This is a genomic window from Sphingomonas sp. 66-10, assembly GCF_001897045.1.
GTDB classification, from domain to species: domain Bacteria; phylum Pseudomonadota; class Alphaproteobacteria; order Sphingomonadales; family Sphingomonadaceae; genus Sphingomonas; species Sphingomonas lycopersici.
The window spans coordinates 122,393-137,005 of the sequence record NZ_MKRR01000137.1 but is presented as its reverse complement, the minus strand read 5'-3'; the positions used below and the strand labels follow the sequence as shown (position 1 = coordinate 137,005).

The 14,613-nt window shown below is 68.2% G+C and carries 14 protein-coding genes; 7 read left to right on the top strand and 7 right to left on the bottom strand.

Features of this window, described 5'->3' with window-relative positions; genetic code table 11:
• The 4 genes from BGN95_RS19090 to BGN95_RS19075 all read left to right on the top strand — a co-directional run.
• Window positions 1-403, top strand: a 403-nt coding sequence (locus BGN95_RS19090) for an OmpH family outer membrane protein (RefSeq protein ID WP_286773694.1), incomplete at its 5' end; no start/stop codon positions are given.
• Between the two features lie 220 nt (window positions 404-623).
• Window positions 624-1,193, top strand: a complete 570-nt coding sequence (locus tag BGN95_RS19085; RefSeq protein ID WP_265311466.1) for an alpha/beta hydrolase — start codon at window positions 624-626, stop codon at window positions 1,191-1,193.
• A gap of 88 nt (window positions 1,194-1,281) precedes the next feature.
• Window positions 1,282-2,592, top strand: coding sequence for a chloride channel protein (locus BGN95_RS19080; RefSeq protein WP_286773693.1), 1,311 nt, complete (start codon window positions 1,282-1,284; stop codon window positions 2,590-2,592).
• Window positions 2,593-2,612: 20 nt separating this feature from the next.
• Window positions 2,613-3,200 (top strand): YdeI/OmpD-associated family protein, encoded by a 588-nt coding sequence (locus BGN95_RS19075; protein ID WP_286773692.1) that lies wholly within the window; start codon window positions 2,613-2,615, stop codon window positions 3,198-3,200.
• Between the two features lie 223 nt (window positions 3,201-3,423).
• Here BGN95_RS19075 and BGN95_RS19070 read toward each other — a convergent pair whose 3' ends face one another.
• Window positions 3,424-4,119: an MlaA family lipoprotein gene (locus tag BGN95_RS19070; RefSeq protein ID WP_265311463.1), complete on the bottom strand. Its 696-nt coding sequence runs from the start codon at window positions 4,117-4,119 to the stop codon at window positions 3,424-3,426.
• Between the two features lie 531 nt (window positions 4,120-4,650).
• A complete protein-coding gene (locus BGN95_RS19065; protein WP_286773691.1) occupies window positions 4,651-5,553 on the bottom strand; it encodes a LysR family transcriptional regulator in 903 nt (300 codons plus the stop codon).
• A 125-nt stretch (window positions 5,554-5,678) separates the two neighbouring features.
• On the opposite strand from BGN95_RS19065, the gene BGN95_RS19060 reads away from it, so the two are divergent.
• Complete coding sequence (locus BGN95_RS19060) at window positions 5,679-7,229, top strand: MFS transporter (RefSeq protein WP_286773690.1); 1,551 nt, start codon at window positions 5,679-5,681, stop codon at window positions 7,227-7,229.
• Between the two features lie 38 nt (window positions 7,230-7,267).
• On the opposite strand, the gene BGN95_RS19055 is transcribed toward BGN95_RS19060, so the two are convergent.
• Entirely contained in the window at window positions 7,268-8,578 is a 1,311-nt protein-coding gene (locus BGN95_RS19055; protein ID WP_286773689.1) for an acetamidase/formamidase family protein, read from the bottom strand.
• A gap of 282 nt (window positions 8,579-8,860) precedes the next feature.
• Here BGN95_RS19055 and BGN95_RS19050 point away from each other — a divergent pair, with 282 nt between their 5' ends.
• Together BGN95_RS19050 and BGN95_RS19045 are read left to right on the top strand one after the other, a co-directional pair.
• Window positions 8,861-9,355: an Hsp20 family protein gene (locus BGN95_RS19050; protein ID WP_286773688.1), complete on the top strand. Its 495-nt coding sequence runs from the start codon at window positions 8,861-8,863 to the stop codon at window positions 9,353-9,355.
• An 85-nt stretch (window positions 9,356-9,440) separates the two neighbouring features.
• The gene (locus BGN95_RS19045; protein WP_265311458.1) at window positions 9,441-9,635 is read left to right on the top strand and encodes a hypothetical protein; all 195 of its coding nucleotides are present in this window, start codon (window positions 9,441-9,443) and stop codon (window positions 9,633-9,635) included.
• Window position 9,636: 1 nt separating this feature from the next.
• On the opposite strand, the gene BGN95_RS19040 is transcribed toward BGN95_RS19045, so the two are convergent.
• The 4 genes from BGN95_RS19040 to BGN95_RS19025 all read right to left on the bottom strand — a co-directional run bounded on the left by BGN95_RS19040 (window position 9,637) and on the right by BGN95_RS19025 (window position 14,575).
• Window positions 9,637-10,560, bottom strand: coding sequence for an XdhC family protein (locus tag BGN95_RS19040; RefSeq protein WP_286773687.1), 924 nt, complete (start codon window positions 10,558-10,560; stop codon window positions 9,637-9,639).
• A 158-nt stretch (window positions 10,561-10,718) separates the two neighbouring features.
• Window positions 10,719-12,953 (bottom strand): xanthine dehydrogenase family protein molybdopterin-binding subunit, encoded by a 2,235-nt coding sequence (locus BGN95_RS19035; protein ID WP_286773686.1) that lies wholly within the window; start codon window positions 12,951-12,953, stop codon window positions 10,719-10,721.
• 14 nt (window positions 12,954-12,967) lie between these two features.
• On the bottom strand, window positions 12,968-13,966 hold the full coding sequence (locus BGN95_RS19030) for an FAD binding domain-containing protein (RefSeq protein WP_286773685.1): 999 nt from the start codon (window positions 13,964-13,966) through the stop codon (window positions 12,968-12,970).
• Between the two features lie 12 nt (window positions 13,967-13,978).
• Complete coding sequence (locus BGN95_RS19025) at window positions 13,979-14,575, bottom strand: (2Fe-2S)-binding protein (protein ID WP_286773684.1); 597 nt, start codon at window positions 14,573-14,575, stop codon at window positions 13,979-13,981.
• Window positions 14,576-14,613 lie beyond the last annotated feature (38 nt).

Here is a 14,613-nt window from a genome sequence, read left to right as displayed (position 1 = left end):
GCGCGCCGGCCAGTCGATGCAGGCGCAGCTCAAGCAGATGCAGGCCGCGTTGAACGGCGAGCTCGCCCAGCGCCGCGCGGCGCTCGATCAGCAGCGCCGCCAGCTCGAGGCGCGGCAGGGCGCGATCGCCCCGATCGAATATCAGCGCCAGCTCGCCGCGCTCGGCCAGCAGTCGCAATCGCTCGACCAGCAGCAGAATGCGCGCTTCATCGTCGCCCAGCAGCGCGGCCAGCAACAGATCGACCGCGCGCTGAACGAAGCCCTGGGTCGCGTCGTCACGCGCAACGCGTGCAGCGTGGTGATGGAACGCGACCATGCCTACGGCTGGAACAATGCGATGGACATCACCCCGGCGGTGGCGAAGGAAATGGACGCGATCCTGCCGTCGGTTGCGTTGCAATAACCCGGGCTGACCGGCGCGCGCCGAGTCGCGCGCGCGCGTCGATGTGACAACCCTGAACCAGGCCTTCCGCCGTGCGCCCGATTCCCGTTCGGGCGCGTCGGGCACTCGCTTCGGCGCGAATCGATTTCCTACCAACGGGGTGTATATTTAAAAGGATGCTGCTCTCGATCGAGCCGGTTCCGTTAGCGTCCCTTCGGCAGCCCATTTCGGGAGTCAACCGATGTCGATCAGCCGTGCCGTTTCGTTCTTCGTCATCGCCGGAGAATTGCCGCATGCGGATCTCCACGAGATTCCGCTGCGCCTCGGGGCGGGCGAGAAGATCGGCAAATGGGCCGCGCAGCTCGATACCGCGCTGATCGGCCTCGCCGACCCGTCGATCGTCGTCGCGGAGGGGCTTGCGGCGATCGCCTTCGCGCATTGGGCGCAGCTCAGCCCGCCATGCTATTGGCGGCACATCGCCGGCGCGGTCCTGATCGATCCGGCCGCGCCGGGCGACTGGGCGCATGCCGGGCTGACGACCACCCCGTCGACGCCGCTGCCTTTCCCGTCGCTGCTGGTCGGTTCCGAACCCTCGACCGCGCCGTACCAGCTGACGCTGGCGGACCGGTGGCGCAGCCATTTCGTCACCCGCGGCGGCGCGCTCCGTCACGAGGCGGCGGATACGGCGGAGGCATCTTTGCTCGCCGCGCTGCGCTTTTGCCTCGAACAGCGGCGCTGGTCGCTGCGCGCGCTGATGCCGCTCGCGGCGAAGCTCGCCGTCCGGCCCGTGGCGACGAGCGTGGAGGCGTGAAGCCGTAGCGCCGGATCGCGATCGCGCGGCGGCGCGCGGCTTTGCGGGGATGTAAAAAGACCGAGCAACGCCGTAAGCCGCTCGGCGCATGACCGACTCGCCCCCCGCGAAACGACATAGCGTTCTGCGCCGAGCGAGGGTGCTGCTGCGCCGTCGCCGGCTGACGGCGGAGGTGTGGCGCGGGCGCGCCGCGATCATCGGCGGCGCGATCCTGGTCGGCCTCGCGGCGATCGCTTTCGCCTGGTCCGCCGATCGCGCGAACGACGCGTTCAACCTGATCGTCGCGCGCCGCTGGTGGCTGCCGCTGCTGATCACCCCGGCGGGTTATGTCCTGATCGTCTGGATCACCAACCGGGTCGCGCCCGCCGCGCGCGGATCGGGGATCCCGCAGATCATCGCCGCCAAGCGCGATCCCGCCAATGCCACCGCCGACCTTGCCTCAGGGCGGACCGCGGCGGTGAAGGCGGTGCTGACCGCCGCGGCGCTCGCGGTCGGCGGCTCGGTCGGGCGCGAGGGGCCGACGGTGCAATTGGGCGCGACGATCATGGCCTATGCGCACAAGCTGCTGCGGGTGCCGGTCAATGCCTCGGTGCTGGTGGCGGGGGCGGCGGCGGGGGTCGCCGCGGCGTTCAATACGCCGCTCGCCGGGGTCGCCTTCGCGATCGAGGAACTCGCCGCCGCCTATGAGCAGCGCATGACGTTGCTGGTGATGACCGCGGTGCTGATCGCCGGCATGATCGCGCAGGGCGTCGCGGGCGATTACGTCTATTTCGGGATCGTCGGCCAGACCCTGCCGCTGGCGACGGTGGTGATCGTCGCGCCGGTCGCGGGGGTCGTCGGCGGGGTGTGCGGCAGCCTGTTCGCGCGGCTGACCTTGTGGTTCGCGCGCGGCGGGGCGCGGCGGATCTCGGGCGGCCGCCCGTTGCTGCTCGCCGCGATCAGCGGGGTGATCGTCGCGGCGATCGGCGTGCTGACCGGCACGACCTGGGGGACGGGCTATGGCGCGGCGCGCGCGATCATCGAGGGGAGCGATTCGTCGCTCTGGTTCGGGCCGGCCAAGTTCGTCAGCACGCTGGCCACCGCGGCCGCGGGGTTGCCCGGCGGGATTTTCGCGCCGAGCCTTGCGACCGGGGCGGGGCTCGGCAACCTGCTCCACGCCATTTTCCCCGGCCAGCCCACCGGGGCGCTCGTCCTGCTGGCGATGGCGGGCTATTTCACCGGGGTGGTGCGCGCGCCGCTGACCGCGGTGATCATCATGTCCGAGACGACCGGAAGCCGTGGGCTGATGCTGCCGTTGCTCGCCACTGCGCTGATCGCCGAGGGCGCCGCGGGGCTGGTCTGCCGCGAGCGGCTGTATCACGGCCTTGCGCTCGGCTTCGGGCAAGCGGAGCGGAAATGATGGGAAAGGCGCGGTGATCCGTGAAGGATGACATGCATCTCGGCCTGCCGATCGCGACCTTTGCGAGTGGCGCCGACTTCGCGGCGTGGCTCGAGGCGAATGGCTGCCGATCGCCGGGGTTGTGGCTCAGGATCGCGAAGAAGAATGGCCGGGAACCGACGATTACCAGGGCCGAGGCGATCGATGCGGCGCTCTGCCACGGCTGGATCGACGGGCAGCTCGACAAATATGACGACGATTTCTGGCTGATCCGGTTCACCCCGCGCAAGCCGCGCAGCAAATGGTCGCGCAAGAACCGCGACCGTGCGGTCGAGCTCATCGCGGCGGGCCGGGTGCGTCCGCCAGGGCTCGCGCAGATCGAGGCGGCCAAGGCGGACGGACGGTGGGACAGCGCCTATGCGCCGGCGAGCACCGCCGAGGTGCCGCCCGATCTCGCCGCTGCGCTTGCCGCAAACCCCGAAGCGGCGGCGTTCTTCGCCACGCTGACCGGCGCCAATCGCTATGCCATCCTGTACCGGATCGGCGCGGTGAAGAAGCCGGAGACGCGCGCGCGCAAGATCGCGCAATTCGTCGACATGCTCGCGCGCGGCGAGACGATCCACGGCTGATCGGAGGTGGGTTGCGGCGGCGCGTTTCGAGCAGCTTCCCGGAAGCGGCTCGTCCGGCATCCCGACATGCGGCGTGGCTCGGAAAAATGTGATCCATCCCGGCGCAGGCCGGGGTCCAGCATCGGGCCGGTCGTCACTGGACCCCGGCCTGCGCCGGGACGGCCGCCAAATGATCCGGATTTCAGGCGCGGCGCTTTAGGCCGCGCGTACCGGGTCCGCCGGCTTATTTGACCGGCGTCGCGGGCCATGCCGGGGGCGCCGGCGTTTTCGGCTTGCGCCCGTGCAATTGCTCGATCTCGGCCGCGCGCACCTGGAAATAATATTCGCGCATCGACTTATAGGCGTTGGGGCTTTCGTCGCGCAGCCGCTTGAAGTCGTCGTCCATCGCGACGCGATAGTCGAGCGACGCCAGTACGCCGCGGGTATTGGCGTAATAAGGCGATTTGAACGGCCCGCCGACCGCGACCGACAGCAGCGAAAGATCCATGATCCGCCCCGCAAGGTCGCGCACCGTGGTCGATCCGACCAGCGGCAGGAACAGATAGGCGCCCTGGCGGACCCCGTAGAAGCCCATCGTATCCGCAAAGCCGTTGTTGCGATGCGGCAGGTTGAACGGGCGGCGCTTGGCGACGTCGATCAGCCCGCCGATGCCGAGCGTCGCGTTGACCGCGACACGTGCGAGCGTTCCCGCCGCCTTGCCGATCCGGTGCTGGAGCAGGAAGTTGACGAAGACGGTGGGTTCTTCGAGCAAGGTCAGCACATTGTGCACCCCCGAGCGGATCGGGCGGGGCACATGTTTCGCATAGCCCATCGACACCGGGCCGACGATCGCGCGATCGACCGACTGGACCACCTCGAACGACTTGAGGTTGACGCCTTGCAGCGGATCGCTCGCCGGCGGCTTGCCCAGCCCCGTCACGACGATGTCCTTGGGCGCGCCCGGGGTAAGCTCGGGCGCCGCGGCCGGGCTCGCGGAGGTCGGCGCGGATTGAGGCGCCTGCGTATCGGTCGGCGCCGACGCGGCGGGCGGCGCGACAGGCGGCGGGGCGGTGTCGGGCGACGCTACGGTCGGCGGCGGCGAGGCGGGCGACGGCGTTGCGGGCGAAGGCGTTGTGGGCGTAGGCGAGGGCGCTGCCGTCGGGGATGCGGGGGCAGCAGCCACAGAACCGGGTGACGACTCGCGCTGCGTCTGCGCCTCTGCGACGGGAAACGAACCGGCGACCAGGGCGCTGGCGAAGACGAGCAGGCTTGCGGTCAATTGCGGCACTCCCGTGTTGCAACCATCCTCCCCCGCCGCACCCCTGGAAGTAATGGAACCGTCATGCAAGGGGGCGCCTGTCGAAACATGGTTAAGGGGCCCCGATCGGTAGAGATCTTTTCGGTTCGGCCGTTACCTTGCCGTGCATGATCCGGCGGCGCGAATCCGGCGTGCTTGGGCGACTCGGGCGCGTCAAAATTCTCCGCCGGTGTGCAGCGGGTCGACGGCGGCTTCCGCGGTTGCCGCCGCGCCTTCGCTCTCGGTGATCATCTTGAAGAAAGCGCGCGCTGCCGGCGATGCGGCGCCGTGGCTGCGGATCAGCACGAAATCCGCGCTCGGCAGCGCGGGAAGGCCATAGTCGCCGTCCAGGATCCGCATCCCCGGCCCGACGTCGTTGCGCGTCAATACCGCGACCGCGAGACCCGATCGCACCGCGAGACGCAGCCCCTGTTCGCTCGGCGAGGTGAAGGCGATATGCCAGTCGAGCGCGGTGGCCTCGAGCGCGGCGACGCCGACCAGCCGGTTGACGCAATTGGGGGGATGGAAGGCGAGCGGCAGCGACGCGCCGGCCGGCAGCGCGAAGCTATCCGCCGCCACCCAGACGAAATCCGCCGGGCGCAGTTTGACGCCGCCATTCTCGCCGCCGGCGGTGGAAAGGACCACCGCGAGATCGAGCTCGTCGGCGGCGATCATCGTGCTGAGATCGAGATAGGTACTGACATGAACGTCGAGCCGGACCGCGGGAAAGGCGCAGGAGAAGCGGCAGAGCAGCCCCGGCAGACGCTCGCCCATGAATGCCTCGGGGGTGCCGAAACGGACCACACCGGTGAGCGGCGAGGGGCGAAAACGTTGCGCGAGCGCGTCGAGGCTGGTGAGGATCTGCCGGGCGTGGTGGAGGAAATCCTCGCCGTCGCGGGTAAGGGTGAGGCTGCGTGTCGTCCGCCGGATGAGCGGCCGACCTACCTGTTCCTCGAGCCGCCTTATCTGATGGCTGACCGCCGATTGGGTGAGATTGAGCCGCCGCGCGGCGCGGGTGAAACCGCCCGTCTCGCTGACGGCGACGAAAGCGCGCAGGAGCGGCGGGTCGATATCCATGAGCGGTAATTATCAGACGTCATGAATGATAGAAAATAAAATCATTTCTATCATCATCGAACGCTCTCCAGATAGCGGGTCAGCCGTGGCCGGTCGCGCCCCGGATATTTGGAAAGGCCCCGCCCATGACCCGCTCTCCCGCCGGCAAGAACGCGCTGGCGCTGCTCGCCGTCTGTCTCGGCGCGTTGATGTTCGGCCTCGAGATCACCAGCGTCCCGGTGATCCTGCCGACACTGGAACGCGCGCTCGGCGGCAACTTTCAGGACATGCAATGGGTGATGAACGCCTATACGCTCGCCTGCACCACCGTGTTGATGGCGACGGGAACGCTGGCCGACCGCTTCGGGCGCAAGCGCGTCTTCGTCATCAGCGTCACCGCGTTCGGCGCAACCTCCGCGCTGTGCGGCTTCGCGCCGAGCATGGAGGTGCTCATCGTCGGCCGGTTCCTCCAGGGTCTTGCCGGCGGGGCGATGCTGATCTGTTCGATCGCATTGCTCTCGCACGCGTTCCAGGATGCGCGCGATCGCAGCCGCGCCTTTGCCGTCTGGGGGATCGTATCGGGGGTCGGGCTGGGGTTCGGCCCGCTGGTCGGCAGCGCGATCATCGCGCTGGCAGGGTGGAAATGGATCTTCCTCGTCCACCTCCCGCTTGCCGTGCTGACGCTGGCGATCGCGGTCAGGACGGTGGCCGAGTCGCGCGACCCGGCGGCGCGGCATCTCGACGTCGCAGGAATCGCCACATTGTCGCTGTCGGTGTTCGGGCTGGTCTATGTCATCACCCAGGGGCCGGCGCTGGGGCTGCCCGGCGCCGCGGCGGTGGCGGTCGCGACGCTCGCCTGCTTCGCCGCCTTCCTGTTCGCCGAGCAGCGCCAGCCCCACCCGATGTTCGACTTCACCGTCTTCCGCAATCGCGCTTTCTCGGGCGCGATCCTCGGCTGCATCGCGATGAACGTAAGCTATTGGCCGTTCATGATCTACCTGCCGATCTATCTGCAGATCGGTCTCGGCTACGATCCGCTGAGCACCGGCCTGTGCCTGCTCGCCTATACGTTGCCCGCGCTGATCTTTCCGCCCTTGGGCGAGCGGATGTCGCTGCGCTACGGCGCGGGGGTCGTCATCCCCTTCGGCCTGTCGACGATCGGGCTCGGCTTCGTCGCGATGAAGCTGGGGAGCGCCGCGGCGCAGCCGGGCTGGCCGACGATGCTCCCGGGGCTGCTTCTCGCGGGGATCGGTCTCGGTCTCACCAACACCCCCGTAACCAACACGACGACCGCATCGGTTTCCGCGAGCCGCGCGGGGATGGCGTCGGGCATCGACATGAGCGCGCGACTGATCACGCTGGCGATAAATATCGCGGTCATGGGCGCGCTGCTTGTCGCGCGGATCGCCGCGGCGTTGCAGCAGGCAGCGACGGAGTCGATCGATGCCGGCCAGTTGCGCGCGCTGGCGGAGGGCCTCGCCGCGGGTCACGCCGCGCCGAACGGCGAAGGCGTCGCGGGGATGGGAGGCCTGCCGGACATCGTGGTCCGGCATAGTCTTGCCGACGGTTTCGGCGCGGTGATGCTCTACGGCGGCATCGGCGCCTGGATCCTGGCCGGGCTGAGCTTCATGCTCTTCCGAACGGCGCCGGCGCTTCGCGCGCGACAGGAGGCTGCGGCCGATTGCGGAGCGGGCTGAGCCGGGTGATCGACCCGGCGGTAAACTGCATCCTCACGTCATTCCTTTGTTCCCCGGGGCAAGTGCTGCAGGAGCGCCTTGTCGATCCGCGCCGCGACGCCGACGCTTCTCCCGGCGAGATTGGGGACAGAGAATTTGACGCCGCTGCCCAGCACCTGCGCGGCATCGGACAGGCTGAGCCCATAATCCTGCTGGAGCCATTGGACGAGGCCGGTGCTGGCCGCCTTGAGCGCTTCGTCCAACGACCCGGCCTGGCCGAGAACGATGATCTCGGTCGGCGATTCGACCCGCGGCATCGGGATCGATCGCTTCTTGATCAGTTCGACCCTGAACTCGACCTCCATCGAGGTTTCCAGCGCATATTGGGAGGTTTCCCCATCGCCCTGCAGCGCATGGGCATCGCCGAGATACAGCAGCGCGCCGGGCTGCTGGACGGGGAGGTAGACGCTATTGCCGGCGACCACCTCGGGAAAATCCATATTGCCCCCGGCGCGCCCGGTATCCCCGGTCGAAAGCGGCGGCGACCCGAAGCCGCTCGCGAGGCCGACGCCGCCGAGCATCGGCCGGAGCGGTACGCGATAATCCTTCAGCGCATCGCTCGGCCGATCGGGCGTGGCATAGCCCGCGGCGCGATCGAGCCGCCATCTTATCGTCCGGCCGAGCTTGCCCGCGCCGGCGGCGAGGCTCGGGCCGACCGCGCGGTTGACGATCGTATCCAGGCTTTCGGCCCAGTCGCGGTCGAGGGTCAGACGGACGATATGGATCGCGAGCGTATCGCCGGGCTGTGCCCCGGCAACGAAGAACGGGCCGGTCTGCGGGTTGCCGAACAAGGCGCGCGTCACGCCGGCCGCATCGATCCCGCCCGAATCGATCGTCGTCGTTCGCACGGTGTCGCCGGGCCAGATCGTGAGCACGGGCGCTCGTTCAGCGGAAAAACTGTTGGAGAAGCTGGTCGGCGCGTAATCCACGACTCGCGGCGCGCCCGGCGGGCGATCGGGCACGCGGCGCGCGGTGAATGCGTAGCTCAGTCGCCGGTCGGGAAAATTGTGATCGGGATAGTCGGCCCGTCCGTGGAGGCGATCGCCGTCGAGCCGCGCGACGAACCGATAGACCGAGCCGCTCGCGCCGGTCACCGCATAGTCGAGCGCCCCCCTGCGGAAGGTCCCGGCCACTCGATCCCCGTCCGAATCGCCGGAGACCAGCGCGTCGACGACCTTCAGGTTGAGCGTCGAATATTCGGGATTGCCCGATCGGTCGGTGGTGACGATCCACTGGCCGTCGAGGTCGGGCGCTGCGACCGCGCTGCCGCTCGCGAAAAAGGCGACGACGCCGAGAAGGAACCAACGCATCGAACCCACCTTTCTTCGATTACACGTGTAGTCTGTAATCGAAGAATGCGCGGCGTAAAAGGGGAACGTTGCGGAAAGCCATACGGCGCGACCCGGTGTGGGGCAGAGGCGCCAACGACGCGCGAGCGCGCAAAAATTTTTCGGCGATCCTCTTGAAAGTTAAGCGTGAAATTCCAGCTTTGGGCCGCCGGATGCGAAACTTTCGGTCCGGCAGGACCTGAGGGCACCGGCTCTCTTCTCCGGTGCGCCTCGTGCTCAAATTGCTCGTTGGAGGATTTGGATATGAGGACGAATTTCGACTTTACCCCTTATCGCCGGTCGACGATCGGCTTCGACCGGCTGTTCGATCTGCTCGAGAGCAGCGTTCGCGGCGAAACGCCCGCTTACCCGCCGTTCGATATCGAGCGGGAAAGCGAGGATCGCTATCGCATTACCCTCGCACTCGCCGGCTTCGCGCGCGACGAGATCGAGATCGTCGCGCAGAACAACCTGCTGACCGTTTCCGGCCGCAAAGGCGATGACAAGGGCGGCGACGCCGCCGGCAAGCGCTATCTCCACCGCGGGATTCCGGCGGGCGCTTTCGAGCGCACCTTCCAGCTCGCCGACTTTGTCGTCGTCGAAGATGCGCGGTTCGACAATGGCTTGCTGTCGATCTCGCTCAAGCGCGAGATTCCCGAGGCGATGAAACCGCGGAAGATCGCGGTCGGCGGCGGTGCCGAAAATGGCGCGGCGAACGACGGCGTCAAGCGGCTGGGGAGCGAGAGCCACGCGGCCTGAGCGACTGGCCCGCTCCGCACCTTCTGGTCGGGCGGGCCGTTGTCCGGGCACAGTTTGATGTTTCACGGAAAAAAAGAGGGAATTGATGACGTGGGGACCGACGATCCCGCGCGCGATTGTCGAATGCATCGCGCATGCGCGCGCGCCGAGCACGGAGGAATTGCGCGCGGTGGCTGAGCATATTCGCTGCGATCTGGTCGGGCGGCATGCGCGGCACGAGGAAGGGGCGCGGCTGAAGAGCTTTCGTGCCGCGCAGGCGGCGCTGATCGGTTGCGGCTGAGCTATCCGAGGGCGTGATAGGCGCCGACGATCTCGGTCAGTGCCGACAACCCCAGCGTCATCGGATCGCGCGCCCCCGCGATAACGCCGACCGGGCCATGGATGCGGGCGATAGCGGTCTCGGCCAGGCCGTGCGCCGCCAACGCCGCGCGACGGGCCGCGTGCGTGGCGCGGCTGCCCATCGCGCCGATCCAGAAAGCGGGGGTTTCGAGCGCTTGCCGGATCAGCGCCGGCTCCCAATCGTGATCGTGGAACAGGAACAGGAAGGCGGTCCAGGGATCGCCTTCCAGCGCCGGAGGATCGGCGGCGGACAGCAGATGTACCGCCATCGTCCCCTTGGCGAGGCCCGCCGCGACGATCGCGTCGTCGGGCGAGTAAAGCGCGACCTCCGCGCCGAACGTGCGCGCCAGCTTCAGCGAGGTCAGCATTTCCGGACCGTGCCCGAGCAGGACGAGCCGAAGCCTCGGGTCATGGCGGACCGTGAACACACCGTCGTTCCACCCGGTCGCCGTTGCGCCCGGGTCATGCGGCAGCGCGAGATGCCCCGCCGGGTCGAGCCGCAGCGCGACCGGCTGGCGCGTATCGAGGCGGTCGATCGCCTGCGCCAGGACATCCCCGGCCGGATCGACGAGGAACGACACGTCCATGCCCCCGCCGCACGGGAGGCGGATATCGATATAGCGCGATCCCTCGCCGAACCGGACGCTGCGCGAGGCGCCCTCGTCGAGCGCCGCGAGTGCTTCCGCAATGATCGCCTGCTCGACGCAGCCGCTCGAGAACGAGCCCGCGCTTTCGCCGCCCTCGAGCACCGCCATATGCGCCCCGATCGCGCGGGCGCCGGGTTTGGTCAGCGCAGTGATCGTCGCCAATACGCCCCTGTGCCCCGCGTGCCCGGCGTCGTGGAGCAGGTGGAAGATCTCGGACACCGTTGCCGCGGGCCTGCTGACCGGAACGCGCTTCGTTGGATCGTCGGGCAGATCCGCGAAGCGGGGAGCGGCGCTCGCGCCGATTGCCGGCCTGCGCGCATTCTCCGGCGCCCGGCCGCGTCGCGGGGAAAGCGGACGCGGCGCAACGCGGCGCTCCGTCATGCCACGCTCGACGCCAGCAGGTCCTCGATCTTCACCGGCAGATCGCGGACGCGGACTCCGGTGGCGTGATAGACGGCGTTGGTGATCGCCGCCGCCACGCCGGCGAGACCGATCTCGCCGATCCCGCGCACCCCCATCTCGTTGAGGTGGGTGTCGGGATAGTCGAGGAAGATCACTTCCATCGGCGGCGTGTCGGCATGCGTCGCCATGATGTAATCGGCGAGGTTGCTGTTGATCGGCATGCCGTGGCGGTGGTCGTAATGCGTCTCCTCGAACAGCGCCATGCCGATCCCCATCGTCACCGCCCCCTCGATCTGGTTGCGCGCGGTGAGCGGGTTGACGATGCGCCCGCCGTCGATGACGCTGACCGTCCGGTTGATCCGCAAGCGCGCGATTTCCGGCTGCCACGCGACTTCGACGAAATGCGCGCCGAACGAGTGCGTCGACACGGTCGGGTTCTTGTTCCGGAACGTGCCTTCGGATTTGCCCCGCCCCTCGACATGGCCGAGCCGCGCCGATGCGAGCACCTCCTCGAACTGCCGTCCTTCGCCGGGCGGCTGATCCTTGCGGTGGACGCGCCCCTCGTGAAAGGCGAGCCGATCGACCGGCACGTTGGCGAAATGGCTGTCGCTCTCGCGCGCCGCCGCGATGAGGTTGCGGATCGCTTCGCGCGTTGCCTGGGCCACCGCCGGCACTAGCGAGGCGGTCGCCATCGATCCGCCCGAGATCGGCCCGGGCGGGAGGCTGCTGTCGCCAATCAGCACCTTGATCTTGCCGACATCCACCCCGGCGAGCTCCGCCGCCATCTGGGCGAGCACGGTATAGGTGCCGGTGCCGATATCCTGCGTACCGCTGGCCACCCTGAGCGTGCCGTCGTCGTTGAACATCACGCTGACCTGCGCCTCCCAGCGCGCTGCCATCCACGTGCACGCCGCCATGCCCCAGCCGAGGACCGCGCCATTCTCGCGCATCGAGCCGACCGCCGGGGTGCGCCGCGACCAGCCGAATGTCTCCGCGCCGGTGGCGAGGCATTCCTTGAGGTGCCGCGAGGAAAAGGGGATGTTCTTGCTCTCATCGATCGCGGGCTCGTTGTGCAGCCGCAGCGCGACCGGATCCATCTTCAGCGCGACGGCGAGTTCGTCGATCGCCGATTCGAGCGCGTACAGCCCGGGGACCGCGCCCGGCCCGCGCATCGACGTCGGCACCCCGACATTGCGCGTGGCAAAGGCTTCGGAAACGCTGAGGTTGGGCGTCGAATACATGAAGCCGCTCGATTCCCCGCAATTCTCCGCATAGCTCGACAATGGCGCGCGCGAATAAGCGTAATCGTGGCGCAGCGAGACGAGCTTGCCCTCGGCGGTGGCGCCCAGCCGCACGCGTTGCCGGGTATGCGGCCGATGCCCGGCGGATTCGAACGTCATCTGCCGCGTCATCACCAGTTTGACAGGCTTTCGCAGGTCGCGCGCGGCCGCCACCGCAAGAAGCGATTGCGGCCACGGCCACAGCTTGCCGCCGAACCCGGTACCGAGATATTCGGTGACGACGCGGACATTCTCCTTCGGTACGCCCAGCATCTGCGCCAGCACGTCGCGGAAGTTCCCGACCGCCTGGGTCGTCTCGTAGAGCGTGAAATGCGAGCCGTCGAAGGTCGCGACGCTGGCGTGGAGCTCGATCGAGCTGTGCGTCTCGATCGGCGTGTTATAGACGTGATCGATCTTCACCGCGGCGGCATCGAACGCCGCGTTGGGGTCCCCGCGCCGGCTCTTCACCTTGGGCGTTTCCTCGGGCGAAAGCGCGGTCGAGACATCGAATGCCGCCGCGCGATAGCTGGTCTTGACGCGATGCGCGGCCGCGATTGCCTGTTCGAACGTGTCCGCTACCACCAGCGCGACATATTGCCCGTAATAGCGGATCGTATCGTCCTCGAACGGCGGCCGCCGCTCGTCGATGATCCCCCCGCCCGACGCGGGGACGCGGTAGAATTTGCCGATCGTGTCGCGGGTGTAGATTTTGCGCACCCCGGGCATCGCCTCCGCCGCCTTGGTGTCGATCGCTGCGATCGTGCCGCTGGCGATCGTGGCGCAGACCGGCACGGCGTAGAGCATGTCGGGGAAATGGAAGTCGGCGGTGTAGCGTGCGGCACCGCTCACCTTGAGCGGCCCGTCCACCCGAACGGTTTCGCGGCCGACGGCGGTGCGGGAGGGGGAGGCGGCGGCTGGCTCAGGTGACATATCCGGGTTTCTCCTCAGGCCGCGACGGTGGTGAGCGCATTGATCAGGCAGCGTTTCGCCAGTTCGACCTTGAAGCCGTTCTGGCTTTGCGGTTTCGCATCCCGCAGCGCCGCCGCCGCTGCCGCCGCGAAGGTCGCCGGCGTCGCGGGTTTGCCGAGCAGCACCCGCTCGGCCTCCGGCGAACGCCACGGCCGCGTCCCGACCCCGCCGAGCGCGACACGCGCGTGGCGGATCGCGCCCTTGTCGGTGGCGAGGACGACCGCCGCCGAGGCCAGCGCGAACTCATAGGACGCCCGGTCGCGCAATTTCAGATAATGCGAGCGCGCGCCGTCCTGCGGCGGCGGCAGGATCACATGGGTGATGAGATCGCCGGGCATCATCACGGTCTCGCGGTCCGGCGTATCGCCCGGCAGCAGGAAGAAGTCGCCGATCGGAACCTGGCGCTCGCCGCCGATGCCGCGGATCACGACCGCCGCCTCGAGCGCGGTCAGCGCGACATTCATGTCCGAGGGGTTGCTGGCGATGCACTGCTCGCTCGTGCCAAGCACCGCCATCGTGCGGTTGAAGCCGTCGATCGCCGAACAGCCGCTGCCCGGCTGGCGCTTGTTGCACGGGGTGTCGGTGTCGCGGAAATAGACGCAGCGGGTGCGCTGGAGCAGGTTGCCGCCGGTCGTCGCCATGTTGCGCAACTGGCCCGACGCGCCCGACAGCAGCGCTTGCGACAGCAGCGGATAGCCTTGCTTCACATCGGCATGGTTGGCGAGATCGGCGTTGCGGACCAGCGCGCCGATCCCCAACCCGCCGCCGGGCATGCGCTCGATCTGCGCCAGCGGCAGATGATTGATATCGATCACGCGCGACGGGCGCTCGACATCGAGCTTCATCAGATCGAGCAATGTGGTGCCGCCGGCGACGAAGCGCACTTCCGCGCCCTGCTGCGCGGTGGAGGCCGCCGCCGCGGCCTTGATCGCGTCGGCGGGCGATGCGGCGCGGGCGTAGGTGAAGAGTTCCACGAGCCGCTCCCTTCAGCCGTGCCGGACCTGGCGGATCGCCGCCAGGATATTCTGATAAGCGCCGCAGCGGCAGATATTGCCGCTCATCGCCTCCCTGATGTCGGCGTCGTCCGACCCCCAGGGCTCCTTCATCATCGCGACCGCGGACATGATCTGGCCCGAGGTGCAATAACCGCATTGATAGCCGTCATGCTCCACAAAGGCCTGTTGCATCGGATGAAGGCGATCGGGATCGCCCAGCCCTTCGATCGTGGTGACTTCGGCGCCCTCGGCCATTACCGCCAGCTTGAGACATGAATTCACGCGCCGCCCGTCGACATGGACGGTGCATGCCCCGCATTGGCCGTGATCGCAGCCCTTCTTGGTGCCGGTGAGGTGGAGATACTCGCGCAACGCGTCGAGCAAGGTGGTGCGCGGATCGAGCGACAGCCGATGCTTCTTGCCGTTCACGCTGAGCGAGAGATCCATCAATGTCGGCATCGATTCCGGTCCTTCCTTGGCCGGTGCGGCGGCGGCCGGCGTCATCGGAAAGGAACCGCCGGCCAGCGCCCCCGTTCCGGCGGCAGCGACGGTCAGCATATCCCGTCGGGTGAATTCGTTGCTGGTCATCGGCGAGGCTCTCCTCTCGTTTCGCGCGCGGCGAAACG

Coding starts and splice junctions, on each gene's coding strand:
- BGN95_RS19085 (WP_265311466.1), top strand. CDS start 624: ATGTCGATCAGCCGTGCCGTTTCGTTCTTCGTCATCGCCGGAGAATTG.
- BGN95_RS19060 (WP_286773690.1), top strand. CDS start 5,679: ATGACCCGCTCTCCCGCCGGCAAGAACGCGCTGGCGCTGCTCGCCGTC.
- BGN95_RS19080 (WP_286773693.1), top strand. CDS start 1,282: ATGACCGACTCGCCCCCCGCGAAACGACATAGCGTTCTGCGCCGAGCG.
- BGN95_RS19055 (WP_286773689.1), bottom strand. CDS start 8,578: ATGCGTTGGTTCCTTCTCGGCGTCGTCGCCTTTTTCGCGAGCGGCAGC.
- BGN95_RS19025 (WP_286773684.1), bottom strand. CDS start 14,575: ATGACCAGCAACGAATTCACCCGACGGGATATGCTGACCGTCGCTGCC.
- BGN95_RS19050 (WP_286773688.1), top strand. CDS start 8,861: ATGAGGACGAATTTCGACTTTACCCCTTATCGCCGGTCGACGATCGGC.
- BGN95_RS19035 (WP_286773686.1), bottom strand. CDS start 12,953: ATGTCACCTGAGCCAGCCGCCGCCTCCCCCTCCCGCACCGCCGTCGGC.
- BGN95_RS19045 (WP_265311458.1), top strand. CDS start 9,441: ATGACGTGGGGACCGACGATCCCGCGCGCGATTGTCGAATGCATCGCG.
- BGN95_RS19065 (WP_286773691.1), bottom strand. CDS start 5,553: ATGGATATCGACCCGCCGCTCCTGCGCGCTTTCGTCGCCGTCAGCGAG.